The following is a 14,407-nucleotide window of genomic DNA, read 5'->3' on the forward strand; positions in this document are numbered from 1 at the left end:
AGGCACTTTTACTTATTTTTCGAAAGCAGTTTCCGCGAGGACACGTTTTCGTAGACAAAAAACGGCGAACGTGATATGCTGAACAGTATAAAAGTGAAAAAACAGGAGAGCAGCGTATGAAACATGAAAAAAGCAAGAACGATGCGATGCGCCATGAGCTCGATCACATCGATGCAAAAATCTTGAATCTCCTTCGGGAAAATGCCAGGATGCCGCTGAAAGAAATCGCGGAACACGTATTTTTATCCTCCCCGGCAGTTTCCGCCAGAATTGAGCGGCTGGAGAAGGAAGGCTACATTACAGGATATCAGGTCAAATTAAATCCGGCGCTTTTGGGATATCCGATCAAAGCGTTCATCAACCTCGAGGTTGAGCCGGTTCAGAAAAAAGAATTTTATCCCTATATTGAAAAGGTCCACAATGTCGTGGAATGTAATTGCGTTACCGGTGATTACTCCATGCTCATTGAGGGCCTTTTTGTTAGCACCATTGAGCTCGACCAGTTTATCGGCGAGCTGCAGCATTTTGGACGGACGCGGACGCAGATCGTGTTCTCGACCTCCGTGGAGCACCGCCAGGTGACCGCACACGAGGCAGAAGAATAGGCACCGGTCCGCTCCGGCGGCTTTGTGTACCGAAAAAAATGCTTTGCAGGAGAATGCTTTTGTGTTATAGTGATAGAATACACAGAGCATTTTGCGCCCTTTTCGGGACAGTGCTCCAAACGAAAAGATTCGAGGGAGGCCTGACCTTATTATGGAAGAAAAAGAAGTTGTTTCCAAAAATTTTATCGAGCTTGCGATTGACAAAGATCTGGCAGAGGGCGTTTACGACCATGTATGCACACGATTCCCGCCGGAGCCAAACGGCTATCTTCATATCGGACATGCAAAATCCATCCTGTTAAACTACGGTTTATCACAGGAGTACAACGGAGAGTTCCACATGCGTTTCGATGATACAAACCCGACGAAAGAGAAAACCGAGTTTGTTGATTCCATCAAAGCCGATATCCAGTGGCTTGGTGCAGACTGGAAAGATCATCTGTACTACGCATCCGATTATTTCCCACAGATGTATGAGGCAGCCGTAAAACTGATCAAAAAAGGAAAAGCATTCGTCTGCGATCTGTCCGCAGAGGAGATCCGTGAGTACCGCGGAACCTTAACCGAGCCTGGAAAAGAGAGCCCGTACCGCAATCGTTCCGTGGAGGAAAACCTGGACCTGTTCGAGCGCATGAAAAACGGCGAATTCGAGGACGGAAGCAAAGTACTCCGTGCGAAAATCGATATGGCATCACCGAACATCAACATGAGAGACCCGGTTATCTACCGTGTAGCCCATATGCATCACCACAGAACCGGCGATACCTGGTGCATCTACCCGATGTACGACTTCGCGCATCCGATCGAGGACGCCATCGAAGGCATTACCCATTCTATCTGTACGCTGGAGTTTGAGGACCACCGTCCGCTGTACGACTGGGTTGTACGCGAGCTGGAATATCCGATGCCGCCGCGCCAGATTGAGTTTGCAAAGCTGTATCTGACCAACGTGGTTACCGGAAAACGTTACATCAAAAAGCTGGTAGAGGACGGCGTGGTAGACGGCTGGGATGACCCGCGTCTCGTATCCATCGCAGCACTCCGCCGCAGAGGCTTTACACCGGAGTCCATCAAGAAATTCGTAGATCTGTGCGGTGTATCAAAAGCAAACAGCTCCGTTGACTATGCGATGCTGGAGTACTGCATCCGCGAGGATCTGAAGCTGAAAAAAGCCCGTACCATGGCAGTCTTAAATCCGGTGAAACTTGTCATCGACAACTATCCGGAAGACCAGATTGAGATGCTGGAAGTACAGAATAACCTCGAGAATCCGGAGCTTGGCAGCCGTCAGGTACCGTTCGGAAGAGAACTGTACATCGAGCGCGAAGACTTCATGGAGGAGCCGGTCCGCAAATACTTCCGTATGTTCCCGGGCAATGAAGTCCGCCTGATGAACGCATACTTCGTCACCTGCACCGGATGCGAGAAAGACGAGAACGGAAATATTACCGTAATCCATGGAACGTACGATCCGGAGTCCAAGGGAGGAAATTCCCCGGACGGAAGAAAAGTGAAAGGAACAATCCACTGGGTAGCAGCAAAGACCGCCGTCAAAGCAGAGTGCCGTCTGTACGAAAACCTGATCGACGAGGAGAAGGGCGTTTACAACGAGGATGGTTCCATGAACCTGAATCCGAATTCCCTGACCGTATTAAAAGAGTGCTATCTGGAGCCGTCTTTAAAAGATGCGAAAGCATATGACAGCTTCCAGTTTGTCAGAAACGGATTCTTCTGTGTAGACGCAAAAGATTCCAAAGAGGATGCGCTGGTGTTCAACCGTATCGTATCCCTGAAGAGCTCTTTCAAGCTGCCGGCAGCGAAATAAATAAGAATTTTGAAATGGAACAGAGCAGCCGCCTGGATGAAACCGACATCCCAAGCGGCTGTTCTTTTTGTCAGGGGAGATGGGAAGATGAATGAATTGACGATTTCGCTGGATCCGCATCGGAAGACACCGCTCTATGAGCAGATTTACGGTTTTATCCGCGAGGAAATCCGCGGCGGACGGATCCGTGCAGGGGAGCGGCTGCCGTCGGCGCGGGCGCTTTCGGGCTATCTGTCGGTGAGCCGGAGTACCGTGGATCTGGCGTATGAGCAGCTGGTATCCGAAGGGTATCTGGAGAGTGTGCCGTGCAAAGGCTACTTTGTCTGTGAGATTGAGGGGCTGTACCGCCTCGATGAAAAGAAAGAGGAGACAAAGGAGGATGATGCCGCGGAACAGACGCCGTTCCACTACGATTTTGCCGTGACCGGCACGGTGCCGGGCGGATTTCCGCAGAACAGCTGGAAGAAGATCTCGAAAGAAGTCCTGCTGGACGCAGATGACAGCCTGTTCCAGCTCGGGGATGCGAAGGGCGAGCACGGTCTTCGGGAGGCAATCCGCGACTATCTGCACCACGCACGCGGCGTGAACTGCCGCACGGAGCAGATCATCGTCGGAGCGGGAAATGATTATCTGCTGATGCTGCTTTCGGTGATCTTAGGGCGTGGCCATAAAGTGGCGATGGAAAATCCGACCTACATCAGTGCCTACCGCTGTTTTGCGAAGCTCGGCTATGCGATGTGTACGATTTCGATGGACGAAGCGGGCATGCGGCCGGCGGAGCTGGAAAAAAGCGGGGCGGATCTGGCGTACATCATGCCGTCGCACCAGTTCCCGATGGGCATGGTCATGCCGATGAAGCGGCGGATGCAGCTCCTTGCGTGGGCATCGAGGGAAAATGGGCGGTATCTGATTGAGGATGATTACGACAGTGAATTCCGCTACAAGGGCCGCCCGATCCCGGCACTGCAGGGCAATGACACAGAGGGAAAAGTGATCTATCTTGGAACGTTTTCGCGGGCGATTGCGCCGTCCATCCGCATCAGCTACATGGTGCTGCCGGAGACGCTGCTGCCTGCCTACGAGGAGAACGGAAGATGCTTTTCCGCGACAGTTTCGAAGACGGACCAGAAGATTCTGGAAGAGTTTATGCGGAGCGGCGCGTTCGAGCGCCATCTGAACCGGATGCGTGCACAGTATAAAGGGAAACACGACCTGCTGATCCGGCTTCTGAAGGAGTTTGGGCGGGAGTACACGGTGTCCGGCGAGAATGCGGGCGTCCATGTGCTGGTCCACCTGCCGAGAGGACTCTCCGAAGCGGAGGCGGTGCAGCGGGCAAAAGAGGATGGCGTGCGCGTGTACGGGCTGGAACGGTACTGCATCGGCGCTGCCGCAGATCCCGCACAGGGCGGCACAGTGCTGCTTGGGTACGCCGGGCTTTCTGAGGAGGAGATTGCAGAGGCAGCTGCGATTCTGAAAAAGTGCTGGAATGCGTGAAAAAAGATATGAAAAAAACGGATTGCTTCGCCAGTAACAAAAACTGACGGAACAATCCGTTTTTACTGTTTGATAGAGAGTTACAATGCGGACAGGATCAGCAGCCCAGCTCTTCGGTCAGCTCGCAGATCTCATCGATGATCGATCCAATCGTCTCGATCGTATCGAGAAGCGGTGCATCCGTCGAGATATCAACGCTGGCCATTTTTGCCAGCTCTTCCGGTGTCTTCGTGCTTCCGGCGGTCAGTACCTTTTTCCAGTCATCGACAGCGGTCTGGCCTTCGGTTTCGATGCGCCTGCAGACCTGTGTGGCAACGGTCAGTCCGGCGCTGTAGGTGTAGGAGTAAAGTCCCATATAGTAATGCGGCTGGCGCATCCAGGTGAGCGCTGCGTCATCGGAAATTTCCACATCATCGCCCCAGAACTTCTGCAGGGTCTCTTTCATAATGCTGCTTAACGTCTCAGCCTGTACGCTGTCGCCGGCATCGATGAGCTTGTAAACCTCGCGCTGGTAAGCAGCCTCCATCAGATGGGTGACGAAGTTATGATAATATGTGTTGCTGATCATACAGCTTAAAACCCAGCGGCGGAACCGTTTGTCCGGGGTCGTTTTCAGCAGATAATGAGCCATAAGAAGCTCGTTCATGGTAGACGGCGCCTCGACAAAATAAGAGGAAACCTCGGTATCGAGAATCGCCTGTGCGCCGTTGCAGAGACGGAAATGGCCGGCGTGGCCGAGTTCATGCGCCAGCGTGAAAACATCTGCCATGCGGTTATTCCAGCTTAAGAGAATAAAGGAACCTTTTCCGTACGGGCTGGCACAGAAGCCGCCGGTGGATTTTCCCTGGTTCTGTGCAAAGTCAACCCAGCGTTTTTTGTAGGCCTCCTGAATCATGGAAACGTAATCATCACCGAGAATGGCAAGGCCTTTTTCGATGTACTGTTTTGATTCCTCGATCGTGACAGACGGATCGTACTCCGGGTCGACGGCGATTTTCAGATCGGCGAAGGTCATGCGGTCAAGGTTGTGAACCTTTTTCAGCAGGCGGGCATATTTGCGCATATGCGGAGCCAGGCGGGTGGTGATGAGATCGATCTGGCGGTTGTACAGCTCACGGCTGACCTGCTGCGGGAACAGCAGAGAATCGATGACGGAATTGAAGCCGCGCAGCGTGGCCATGGTCTTTTCTGTCTGCAGCTGGGCATTGTAAGCAGCTGCCGTTACATTTTCGTACTGTCTGATTTTTGCAGAAAAGGCGGAGAATGCACTGCGGCGGATATCGGTGTCTTTTTCGTATTCGTAATTATCTTCAAACAGGGAGTAGCCGAGCGGATATTCTTTTCCGTTTACGGTGAAAGAATCAAATTTCATATCGGCAAGCTTTGCCATGTTGTAGATCTGGTACGGAGCCGAGAAGGTCTGGGACAGAGCGGAAATGGCACGCTCGGTTTCCGGGCTCAGGCGGTGTGCCTTGTTGCGGAGAATCTCGGCGAGATAGCAGCGGTTCGTATCTGACTGCTGCATGGCCTCGTTCAAAACATCCTCGGACTGTTCGGAAAGCTCGCTCTCGATAAAGGTGAGACGGCTGAAAATCTCAGAGATCAGGCTGTTGATGCGGTCGTTGCGCGTCTGGTTTGCACTGTTGTAATAGTCGACAGAGACGGCGAGATCGCAGTAGTTGGCGGTCAGTGTGATCAGACGGTAGACCTCCTGGTAATCGTCGAGGCAGTGGTTGATCGTGGCTGCATCGGTGAGGTTTCCTTTGTAGGATGCTTCCATAGAAAGACTTAATTCTTTCATTTTCTGCGCATCAGCCAGCATGGCCTCCTCGGTTGGATAAATTAAAGACAGGTCCCAGGTAAGTTCTACAGGAACGTCATCGCGTTTTGCAAGTTCCATAACAATCTCCTTTCCATAAAAAAGGGGAGGTTTCCCTCCCCAGGAATTACTTCCTTATGTTTCTATATTCTGTTTTTGGGTTTTATTCTGCGGTTACTTCGCTTTCTTCCTGTGGAGAAACTTCACGATCCGCACAGCTTTCTTTTTCAGCGTCTTCTTCTTCGGACTCTGCGGTTTCGCTTTCAGCTTCTGTATCAGCTGTTTCGGAACCTTTATTGCAAGCTGCAGATTCCGGATCCGGTGCAGCATCCTCCGCACCTTTCGTTTTCGGAAGGGTCGTATAAGTACGTTCAGCAGGAGCAGGCTCTTCCTCTTCAAATTCGTCTTTAAAATCGTCAAAATCTGTTTCAAGATCTGCTTTTCCTTTCCGGATAAAATAGACTGCCGCACCGCAGGCTGCGCCGACAGCGGCAGAAGCCAGAGTAAGCAGAATACGTTTTGATTTTCGTGACATCTCGATTCAAGTCTCCTTTCAAATGCCGTCCTTTGAAACTATTGTAATACAGTTTCAACAAAAAAGAAAGTAAAATCTTACAGAATTCGGAAAAAGTGCCAAAGAAAACAAGAAAAAGAAGGTTTCCTGACACAGAAACAGAATCAGGCAAGGATAAACTTACGAAGAATCTCCGCCACGCCGCTGTGATTGCAGTCGTTTTCCGTGATATAATCGGCACTCGCCTTTACGGCATTGGTCGCATTTTTCATGGCGGCACCGACGGCAGCGGCCTCGATCATCGAAATATCATTTTCCTGATCTCCGGCAGCCACGGTGTTGGCAAGCGGAATCTGAAGAAGCTCGCAGAGTTTTTTCACGGCATGGCCCTTGGAAACGTGTTCCGGGACATGCTCGAGGTAATGCGGGCTGGAGTAGAACATCGAAATTTTTCCTTTTGCCCACGGCTCCATGGCAGCGCGGTAAGCGTCCATTTTTGCACGGTCGTGGAGATCAATCACGATCATCTTGCATGGTTCCTCGGCGAGGTGCTCCGGCAGAAGCGGATCTTCCACGACGGGAATGTGGATTGCCTGTGTGTAAACGCGCGTTTCCTCGCCTGCATGGCGGCAGAGAAGGGAGGTGTCGGAGTAGGTGTGGCAGTAGAGGCCTGCCTCCTGCGTTTTTTCAAAGATCACGCGTGCATATTCGAGCGGAATCGTGCGGCGGTACAGCGTTTTCTTTGCCGCGCAGTCGTAAATCAGTCCGCCGTTGAATGCGATGGCATAGCAGCCTTCGCGGTCTAGTCCGAGCTCTTTTAAGATCGGCAGAAAGCCGGAGAGCGGGCGGCCGGTGTTGAACACAATTTTGTGGCCGGCAGCAAGTGCCTCTGAAATGGCATCCATGTTTTCTTTTGTCACCTGCTTTTCGGAATTCAGCAGGGTATCATCCATATCGGTAAAAAATATTTTCACAGTCTGATTCATATTCTCTTTTTTTCCTTTCCAAGAATCTGAAAAACAGTTTCATTTTAGCATAAAGTGCCGGAAAAGAAAATATGGTTGCGCAGGGAAAAAATACAGGATATAATGATTGCGGACAAGAAGAGAGAGAAGAAAGAAAATCGAAGAACAAAAGAGACAAAGAAGGGAAGTCAGAATATGATAAAAGCTTGTATCTTTGACCTGGACGGCACCATCGCAGACACTGTAGAGTCGATTGCGCACGCAGTAAACCGCGTTCTGGAACATTTTGGACTTGTGCCGCGCCCGGTAGAAGCCTTCAACTTTTACGCCGGAGACGGTTTCGATCTGGCAGTGGAGCGCGCTTTAAAAGACGCCGGAGATGCAGAGCTCAACTATCTGCAGGAGGGCATCCGCCTTGGCCGCGCGTGGTTCAACGAGGACCCGCTGTATCACGTAAAACCGTATCCTAATATGCGGGAAACCCTGACCGCGCTGCGGGAAGAAGTTCCGATTGCCGTATGTTCCAACAAGCCGCACGAGGCGGCCATCCACGTCGTGGAGAGCGTGTACGGACCGGGCTTTTTCAACCGGATTCAGGGGCAGACCGCAGAAATCCCGAGAAAGCCGTCTCCGATCGGTGCGCTCGCGATTGCAGACGCACTCGGCGCCAGACCGGAAGAGTGCCTGTACTTTGGCGATACCAATACGGATATGCAGACCGGAAACGCCGCAGGCATGTTTACCGTTGGTGTGACGTGGGGATTCCGCCCGCGCCAGGAGCTGATCGACAACCATGCGATGGAGCTGCTCGACCGGCCGGAGGAAATCTTAACGCTTTTTCACAGAAAGAATCAGGAAAAATAAAACGAACAGAGGAGAAAACCAGAATGGGAGAATATACTGAAGAATGCATCAACACATTTTTAATGAATCAGGGCCAGTTATTCGACGAGCCGGTGGCTGAAAATTACGATGAGGCAGAGGCCTTTCTGGAGGACTGCCTTGCAGTCGTTGCCGACAATCTGGACGACGTGCGCGCCTACATGGAAGAAGAGGGCATGGACGTGGAAGAAATGTCGGATGCAGAATTAGAAGAGCAGAGCGAAGTCTTTGCCCTGCCGGACGGTCAGTATCTGATCGTGATGGGATAAAAAACAAGAGGAAATTAAAAAAGAATGAAATATGATGTCATTATTATCGGCGCAGGCCCGTCAGGTATTTTCTGTGCCTATGAACTGCTGAAAGAAAAACCGGATCTGAAGGTGCTGATGATCGAAAAAGGACGTTCGATCGAGAGCCGTCAGTGTCCAAAGAGAAAAACGAAAAAATGCGTGAACTGCAAACCGTGCTCGATCACAACGGGATTTGCCGGAGCAGGCGCATTTTCCGACGGAAAGCTTTCTCTTTCCCCGGATGTCGGTGGAAATCTGCCGGAGATTTTAGGATATGAAAAGACGGTTGAGCTGATCCATGAGTCCGACCAGATCTATCTGGATTTCGGCGCAGACAAGAATGTTTACGGTGTCGATAAAGAAAAAGAGATCCGTGAGATTCGCCGCAGAGCGATCAACGCCAACCTGAAGCTGATCGAATGTCCAATCCGCCATCTCGGAACTGAGGAGGGCTACAAGATTTACAGCCGCCTCGAGGATCACTTAAAAGAGATCGGCGTGGAAATGAAATTCAACACGATGGTCAATGATATTACGATCGAGGACGGCCGTGCGACAGCTGTAACACTTGAGGACGGAACGGTTTACGAGGCAGATGAGATTGTCTCCGCAGTAGGCCGCGAGGGAGCCGACTGGTTCTCACATATCTGCAACGTCCACGGCATCGAGACCGAGGTCGGAACCGTCGATATCGGTGTCCGCGTGGAAGTCCGCGACGAGGTCATGGAGTTCCTGAACAAGAACCTGTACGAGGCAAAACTCGTTTACTATACCCCGACTTTTGACGACAAAGTGCGTACCTTCTGTACGAACCCGTCCGGTGAGGTGGCAACTGAGTATTATGAAAACGGTCTGGCAGTTGTAAACGGTCACGCCTACAAATCCCAGGAGTTCAAGACAAACAACACGAACTTTGCCCTCCTGGTATCCAAGAACTTTACGAAACCATTTAAAACCCCGATCGAGTACGGCAAACAGATCGCACAGCTTTCCAACATGCTCTGCGACGGCAAGATCCTCGTTCAGACGTACGGCGATTTCAAACGCGGAAGAAGAACGACAGAAGAGCGTCTCTGCCGCAATAACCTGATCCCGACCTTAAAAGATGCTGTTCCGGGCGACCTTTCCCTGGTATTCCCGCACCGTATCATGGTCGACATTGCCGAGATGATCGAAGCCCTCGACAAAGTAACACCGGGTATCGCCAGCGATGAGACACTGCTGTACGGCGTAGAAGTCAAATTCTATTCCAACAAAGTTGTCGTAGACAAAGACTTCTGCACCAGTGTCAAAGGCCTCCGCGCCATCGGCGACGGCGCATCCGTAACCCGCGGCCTCCAGCAGGCAAGCGCAAACGGACTGTCGGTTGCGAGAAGCATTCTGAAAAGCATGAAATAAGAGAGAACGAAAAAAGATCCTTCGTCTGTGAAATGAGACGGAGGATCTTTTTTGGTGCCGGAAAGAGGGGTGTTTCAGATTATATACCGTATAGATTCCGGAACTGCTTCGGCGTTGTCCCGGTCTGCTGGCGGAAAACCGAGATAAAGTAGCTGACATCGCGGTAGCCGCAGAGGGCGGCGATGCCGTCGAGCGTAGTGTAGGGACGGCTGATGAGAAGCTCCTTGGCGCGGCTGATGCGCAGAACGCTGATGTACGAGCGGACAGAGCTGCCGACAAAACGCTGGAACAGGCGTGTCAGATACTGCGGCGTGATATGGAGCTGTTCCGCGAGATCATCCACATTGAGCGGGTCGGAAAGATGACTTTCGATTTCCTGCATTGCCGGGCGGACATACTGGAGATACAGCGGATGCTCCGTCCGGGAAAGGCCGGTGCGGAGCTGGGAAAGGCGTGTCAGGAACTCAAAGCATCCGACGGAGAGCGCAGCATCGTCGATGTCATTTTTCAGAAAATGTGAGTCGATTATGCGGTCAATCCATTCCTGAAACCACGCGCCCTCTGAGGCCGGAACGAAAAGATACGGCGAGACGGCACAGATTTTATAGAGATCATCGGAGAGCTTTCCGTCAAAGGTCAGAAAGGATGTAAACCACATCCCGCTGCCGTCGTTTTCGCGGTATTCATGCGGCACATGCGGAGCAATCAGAACACCATCACCTGGTTTCAGCAAAAGTTCCTGACCTTCGAGGGTCAGCAGCCCTTCGCCGCGTTCCGTCTGAATCCAGTGATATAAGGGGAATCCGTTCGGGCGCACAACGGGCTCCTGCAGCCAGCGGTTGCCGATGCTGTCAGCGGAGAGGGAAAAATCAGAGGCGGATGGTTTAAAAAAAATAGGCATAACAGTCAGTTCCTTTCTGAAAGAAAAGTCTAAAATAAGATTCCGGAATGAGTTTCGAAAATTCATACTTTTTAGACAAGCATATCATACTTTTCTCACAAAGACCAGTATATAATAGAGCCATCAAAACGAGATATCCAAACACAGGAGGAATCAAAAAAATGCAGCCAAAATTCAAAAAAATGTTATACGGAGGAGACTACAACCCAAACCAGTGGCCAAAAGAGATCTGGGATGAGGATATGAAACTTTTCCATCAGGCCGGCATCAACAGCACCACGATCAACGTATTTTCCTGGGCAAAAATCCAGCCGTCCGAGAATGAGTACGACTTTACAGAGCTCGATGAGATCGTAGACACCCTGACAAAAGAGGACGTCCAGATCGTCATGGCAACATCCACCGGCGCACTCCCGGCATGGATGGTACACCGTTATTCGGAAGTGGCAAGAACCGATTTCGAAGGACGCCATCACAAATTCGGTCATCGCCACAATGCCTGCCCGAACAGCCCGGTTTTCCAGAAATATGCAAAGCGCCTGGCAGAAAAACTGGCAGAGCGTTACGGCGACAACAAAAACATCGTCTGCTGGCACATCAGCAATGAGTACGGCGGCGAGTGCTACTGCGAGAACTGTGCAAAAGCGTTCCGTGTATGGCTGAAAGACAAATACAAAACACTCGATGAAGTCAACAAGGCATGGAACATGGAGTTCTGGGGCCACACCATCTACGACTGGGACGAGATTGTACCGCCGAACGATCTGGGAGACGGAATGCCATGGGGAAGCGGCACTGCATTTGCAGGAATGTCCCTCGACTACATGCGTTTCAACTCCGACGGCATGCTGAACAACTACAAAATGGAGCGTGACGCGATCCGCAAATACGACAAAGAAACACCGATCACCACAAACCTGATGGGAACGTACAAAGGTCTCGACTACTTCAAGTGGGCAAAAGAAATGGATATCGTATCCTGGGACAACTACCCGAGCTACAATACACCATGGAGCCACGTAGCTATGACCCACGACCTGATGCGCGGCCTCAAAGACGCACCGTTCATGCTGATGGAGCAGACTCCGAGCCAGCAGAACTGGCAGCCGTACAACTCCTTAAAGAAACCGGGCCAGATGCGCGCACAGAGCTATCAGACCGTTGCACACGGCGCAGACACGATTCAGTTCTTCCAGCTGAGAAGAAGCGTCGGCGGATGCGAGAAATTCCATGGTGCTGTTATCGCACACGCAGGAACCGCAGATACCCGTGTCTTTTGTGAGGTAACCCAGCTCGGAAAAGAACTGGAGAAAATCGGAAGCCGTGTGATGGGCTCCGAGAACCACGCAAAAGTCGGCATCATCTTCGACTGGGAAAACTACTGGGCACTGGAGTACACCAGCGGACCGAACCGCGATTTACGTTACGTAGACCAGATCGAGCAGATGTACAATTACTTCTATAACAAGAACATCGCTGTCGATATGATCCCGATCGACGCGGACTTCTCCAAATATGACCTCGTTGCAGCACCGGTTCTCTACATGGTAAAAGACGGTGTGGCAGAGAGCCTGGAGGCTTATGTACAGGCAGGCGGAACCCTCATCACCACCTACATGAGCGGTATTGTCGGACAGTCGGACAACGTTCATCTCGGCGGATACCCGGGACCGCTCAGAAAAATGGCAGGCGTATGGGTAGAAGAGATCGACGCTCTTGCACCGGAGCAGAGAAACAAGATCCGTTTCGCAGACGGAACCGAGGAAGAGTGCCGTCTCGTATGTGACCTGATGCACCTCGAAGGAGCTGAAGAAATCGCACAGTATGAGAGCGATTTCTATGCAGGCATGACTGCTGTTGCAAAAAATCAGTTCGGAAAAGGAACCGTATATTATGTCGGAACCGACCTTTCTGAGAGCGGCCTTGCAAAAGTTCTTGCTATGGCAGCAGACAGCGCAGCCATCCAGCCGGTGATTGGAGAAGCAACAGCACTCGAGATCACAAAACGCCAGGCAGACGGCGAGGATCTGTACTTTATCATCAACTTCAAAGATGAGGAGATTCCGCTTCCGGCAGTCTTCGACGGAAAAGAAGATATCCTGACCGGCGAGAAAGTACAGGGCGGTGAGATGCTGAAGAAATACGATCTGCGGATTGTCAGCGTTCCGAGAGCATAATATAAAACATATTGTATAGTAGAAAGATAACAAAAAAGACACAGCAGGAGGCAGAAAGATACTTCCAGCTGTGTCTTTTTGATGCTGTGAATTTATGCGGGTGCTTAGTGGGAAAACGAAGCCCGTGCGACGATGTTCTCCATCTCGCCCCATTTCTCCTCCATATCCGCTACAAGCGCAATCTGTGTCCGCGCACGTACGAGGTTGTGCTCCGGGTAAGCGGTTTTGAAGTAGGTATCGCCCATCAGGTAATCGGCGAGAAAACGGATGCCGCATTCGAGGGTCATTAATTTTGCACCCATCGGCAGCATTTCGACTTCCGCGCGGGTCAAAGAGCCTGCGCAGCCTGCGAGAAAGCCTTTTGTATAGCTCTCAAAGAGAGGAAGGGAAAGAGACACCTTAGAGACATCCTGTTCGTCCTCAGCGGCCGTATTCGCGCCGAAGCGGATGGAATCGCCGAAGTCAAAGATCGACAGTCCCGGCATAATGGTGTCTAGGTCGATGACGCAGATGCCCTCGCCGGTTTTGTCATCAATCATAATGTTGTTCAGCTTCGTATCGTTGTGCGTTACGCGGAGCGGCAGCTCGCCCGAGGCCTTCATGCGCTCGGCTACGCCGTAATCGTCTGCGTGGTCGAGGAAAAACGCCATCTCATCCGAAACGTTTTTTAGCCGTCCTTTCGGATCCGCCTGTGCCGCCTGTAAAAGCGCCTGGTAGCGGAGCGGTGTGTTGTGGAAATCCGGGATCGTCTCGAAAAGAGAGGCGGACGGAAAATCGGAGAGCATCTGCTGGAAGCGGCCGAAAGCATTACCGGTCTCGTAAAACAGCTTTGGATCTGTCACGGCATCATAGCAGGACGCATTGGAAATAAAGAGAAATGCGCGCCAGAATTCTCCGCGCTCATCGACGAAAAACCAGGCATCGTCTGTCGTCGGAATCAGGTTCAGCGTCTCGCGGAATGGATCTCCTCCTGCGGCTGTGATTTTTTTCCGCAGAAATGATGTTACCTGTGCAATATTCTGCATCAGCTCCGTTGGATTGTGGAAAACGGTGCGGTTCATGCGCTGCAGAATCGATTTGCGGAGGACGCCGTTTTCGGTAGAGCGCACCAGAAACGTATCGTTGATATGGCCGTTCCCGTGCGGCGTCCAGTCTGTAATCGTTCCCGGGAAAGCAAATGCGTGGACAATGGAAGAGAGTTCTTCCTGTGTGTATGTAATCATCATGGGTATAAACTCCTTATTTTAATTAGAAAAACCTGATTAAGTAAAGCACACGCAGGGCGAAAAGTCAAGAAAAGGGCGCGAAACGATTGACAACGAGCGGCATTTCCGACTATAATAGACAGTAATTTAAGAAAAAACAAAACCTAAAATGCAGTGACAGGGAGGAGTACCTGGCGGCGCAAAGCAAAGAGAGGAGATGGCTGGTGAGAATCTCCGTGAGCGTGCCTGCGGAAGTAGCCCTCGAGCAGTGGACTGAACAGAAAAAGCGGACAGCAATGTTTTCCAAGTAGGCTCCAACGTAGTTCCCACGT

12 protein-coding genes and 1 other annotated feature (1 of these 13 running past the window's edge) are annotated in these 14,407 nt (G+C 51.4%); of the genes, 7 read left to right on the forward strand and 5 right to left on the reverse strand.

The window, feature by feature from the left end:
* The first annotated feature begins 116 nt into the window (after positions 1–116).
* The 3 genes from DXD92_RS05975 to pdxR all read left to right on the forward strand — a co-directional run bounded on the left by DXD92_RS05975 (position 117) and on the right by pdxR (position 3,924).
* Positions 117–605, forward strand: a complete 489-nt coding sequence (locus DXD92_RS05975) for an Lrp/AsnC family transcriptional regulator (protein WP_022463079.1) — start codon at positions 117–119, stop codon at positions 603–605.
* Between the two features lie 151 nt (positions 606–756).
* Entirely contained in the window at positions 757–2,430 is a 1,674-nt protein-coding gene (locus tag DXD92_RS05980) for a glutamine--tRNA ligase/YqeY domain fusion protein (protein WP_022463080.1), read from the forward strand.
* Between the two features lie 87 nt (positions 2,431–2,517).
* A complete protein-coding gene (gene pdxR, locus DXD92_RS05985) occupies positions 2,518–3,924 on the forward strand; it encodes a MocR-like pyridoxine biosynthesis transcription factor PdxR (protein WP_118640270.1) in 1,407 nt (468 codons plus the stop codon).
* A gap of 97 nt (positions 3,925–4,021) precedes the next feature.
* Here the strand turns inward: pdxR and pepF are convergent, their stop codons facing one another.
* From pepF to DXD92_RS06000, 3 genes are all read right to left on the reverse strand, one after another.
* Entirely contained in the window at positions 4,022–5,824 is a 1,803-nt protein-coding gene (pepF, locus tag DXD92_RS05990; RefSeq protein WP_199696570.1) for an oligoendopeptidase F, read from the reverse strand.
* 82 nt (positions 5,825–5,906) lie between these two features.
* A complete protein-coding gene (locus DXD92_RS05995; RefSeq protein ID WP_117509744.1) occupies positions 5,907–6,278 on the reverse strand; it encodes a hypothetical protein in 372 nt (123 codons plus the stop codon).
* Positions 6,279–6,421: 143 nt separating this feature from the next.
* Positions 6,422–7,243: a Cof-type HAD-IIB family hydrolase gene (locus DXD92_RS06000; RefSeq protein ID WP_118640272.1), complete on the reverse strand. Its 822-nt coding sequence runs from the start codon at positions 7,241–7,243 to the stop codon at positions 6,422–6,424.
* A 174-nt stretch (positions 7,244–7,417) separates the two neighbouring features.
* Here DXD92_RS06000 and DXD92_RS06005 point away from each other — a divergent pair, with 174 nt between their 5' ends.
* Genes DXD92_RS06005 through DXD92_RS06015 form a run of 3 tightly spaced genes read left to right on the forward strand, consistent with a single transcriptional unit; the run spans position 7,418 to position 9,792 of the window.
* Entirely contained in the window at positions 7,418–8,086 is a 669-nt protein-coding gene (locus DXD92_RS06005) for an HAD family hydrolase (RefSeq protein ID WP_055221324.1), read from the forward strand.
* A 23-nt stretch (positions 8,087–8,109) separates the two neighbouring features.
* The gene (locus DXD92_RS06010; RefSeq protein ID WP_055221292.1) at positions 8,110–8,373 is read left to right on the forward strand and encodes a hypothetical protein; all 264 of its coding nucleotides are present in this window, start codon (positions 8,110–8,112) and stop codon (positions 8,371–8,373) included.
* Positions 8,374–8,397: 24 nt separating this feature from the next.
* The gene (locus DXD92_RS06015; protein ID WP_118640273.1) at positions 8,398–9,792 is read left to right on the forward strand and encodes an NAD(P)/FAD-dependent oxidoreductase; all 1,395 of its coding nucleotides are present in this window, start codon (positions 8,398–8,400) and stop codon (positions 9,790–9,792) included.
* Positions 9,793–9,871: 79 nt separating this feature from the next.
* On the opposite strand, the gene DXD92_RS06020 is transcribed toward DXD92_RS06015, so the two are convergent.
* Complete coding sequence (locus tag DXD92_RS06020; protein WP_118640274.1) at positions 9,872–10,693, reverse strand: helix-turn-helix transcriptional regulator; 822 nt, start codon at positions 10,691–10,693, stop codon at positions 9,872–9,874.
* A 161-nt stretch (positions 10,694–10,854) separates the two neighbouring features.
* Between DXD92_RS06020 and DXD92_RS06025 the strand changes: the two genes are divergently transcribed.
* Positions 10,855–12,870, forward strand: coding sequence for a beta-galactosidase (locus DXD92_RS06025; RefSeq protein WP_118640275.1), 2,016 nt, complete (start codon positions 10,855–10,857; stop codon positions 12,868–12,870).
* 104 nt (positions 12,871–12,974) lie between these two features.
* Here DXD92_RS06025 and DXD92_RS06030 read toward each other — a convergent pair whose 3' ends face one another.
* Entirely contained in the window at positions 12,975–14,096 is a 1,122-nt protein-coding gene (locus tag DXD92_RS06030; RefSeq protein WP_118640276.1) for a phosphotransferase enzyme family protein, read from the reverse strand.
* Positions 14,097–14,240: 144 nt separating this feature from the next.
* Positions 14,241–14,407, forward strand: a binding site (T-box leader); it runs 109 nt beyond the window's last position.

Origin of the sequence: Blautia sp. TM10-2 (assembly GCF_003480845.1) — a bacterium.
Taxonomy (GTDB): domain Bacteria; phylum Bacillota; class Clostridia; order Lachnospirales; family Lachnospiraceae; genus Fusicatenibacter; species Fusicatenibacter saccharivorans.

Bases quoted from the DNA above. Each gene is read 5' to 3' on its own strand.
- DXD92_RS05995 (WP_117509744.1), bottom strand. From the start codon at position 6,278: ATGTCACGAAAATCAAAACGTATTCTGCTTACTCTGGCTTCTGCCGCT.
- DXD92_RS06000 (WP_118640272.1), bottom strand. From the start codon at position 7,243: ATGAATCAGACTGTGAAAATATTTTTTACCGATATGGATGATACCCTG.
- DXD92_RS06020 (WP_118640274.1), bottom strand. From the start codon at position 10,693: ATGCCTATTTTTTTTAAACCATCCGCCTCTGATTTTTCCCTCTCCGCT.
- pepF (WP_199696570.1), bottom strand. From the start codon at position 5,824: ATGGAACTTGCAAAACGCGATGACGTTCCTGTAGAACTTACCTGGGAC.
- DXD92_RS06025 (WP_118640275.1), top strand. From the start codon at position 10,855: ATGCAGCCAAAATTCAAAAAAATGTTATACGGAGGAGACTACAACCCA.
- DXD92_RS05975 (WP_022463079.1), top strand. From the start codon at position 117: ATGAAACATGAAAAAAGCAAGAACGATGCGATGCGCCATGAGCTCGAT.
- DXD92_RS05980 (WP_022463080.1), top strand. From the start codon at position 757: ATGGAAGAAAAAGAAGTTGTTTCCAAAAATTTTATCGAGCTTGCGATT.
- pdxR (WP_118640270.1), top strand. From the start codon at position 2,518: ATGAATGAATTGACGATTTCGCTGGATCCGCATCGGAAGACACCGCTC.
- DXD92_RS06005 (WP_055221324.1), top strand. From the start codon at position 7,418: ATGATAAAAGCTTGTATCTTTGACCTGGACGGCACCATCGCAGACACT.
- DXD92_RS06030 (WP_118640276.1), bottom strand. From the start codon at position 14,096: ATGATGATTACATACACACAGGAAGAACTCTCTTCCATTGTCCACGCA.
- DXD92_RS06010 (WP_055221292.1), top strand. From the start codon at position 8,110: ATGGGAGAATATACTGAAGAATGCATCAACACATTTTTAATGAATCAG.
- DXD92_RS06015 (WP_118640273.1), top strand. From the start codon at position 8,398: ATGAAATATGATGTCATTATTATCGGCGCAGGCCCGTCAGGTATTTTC.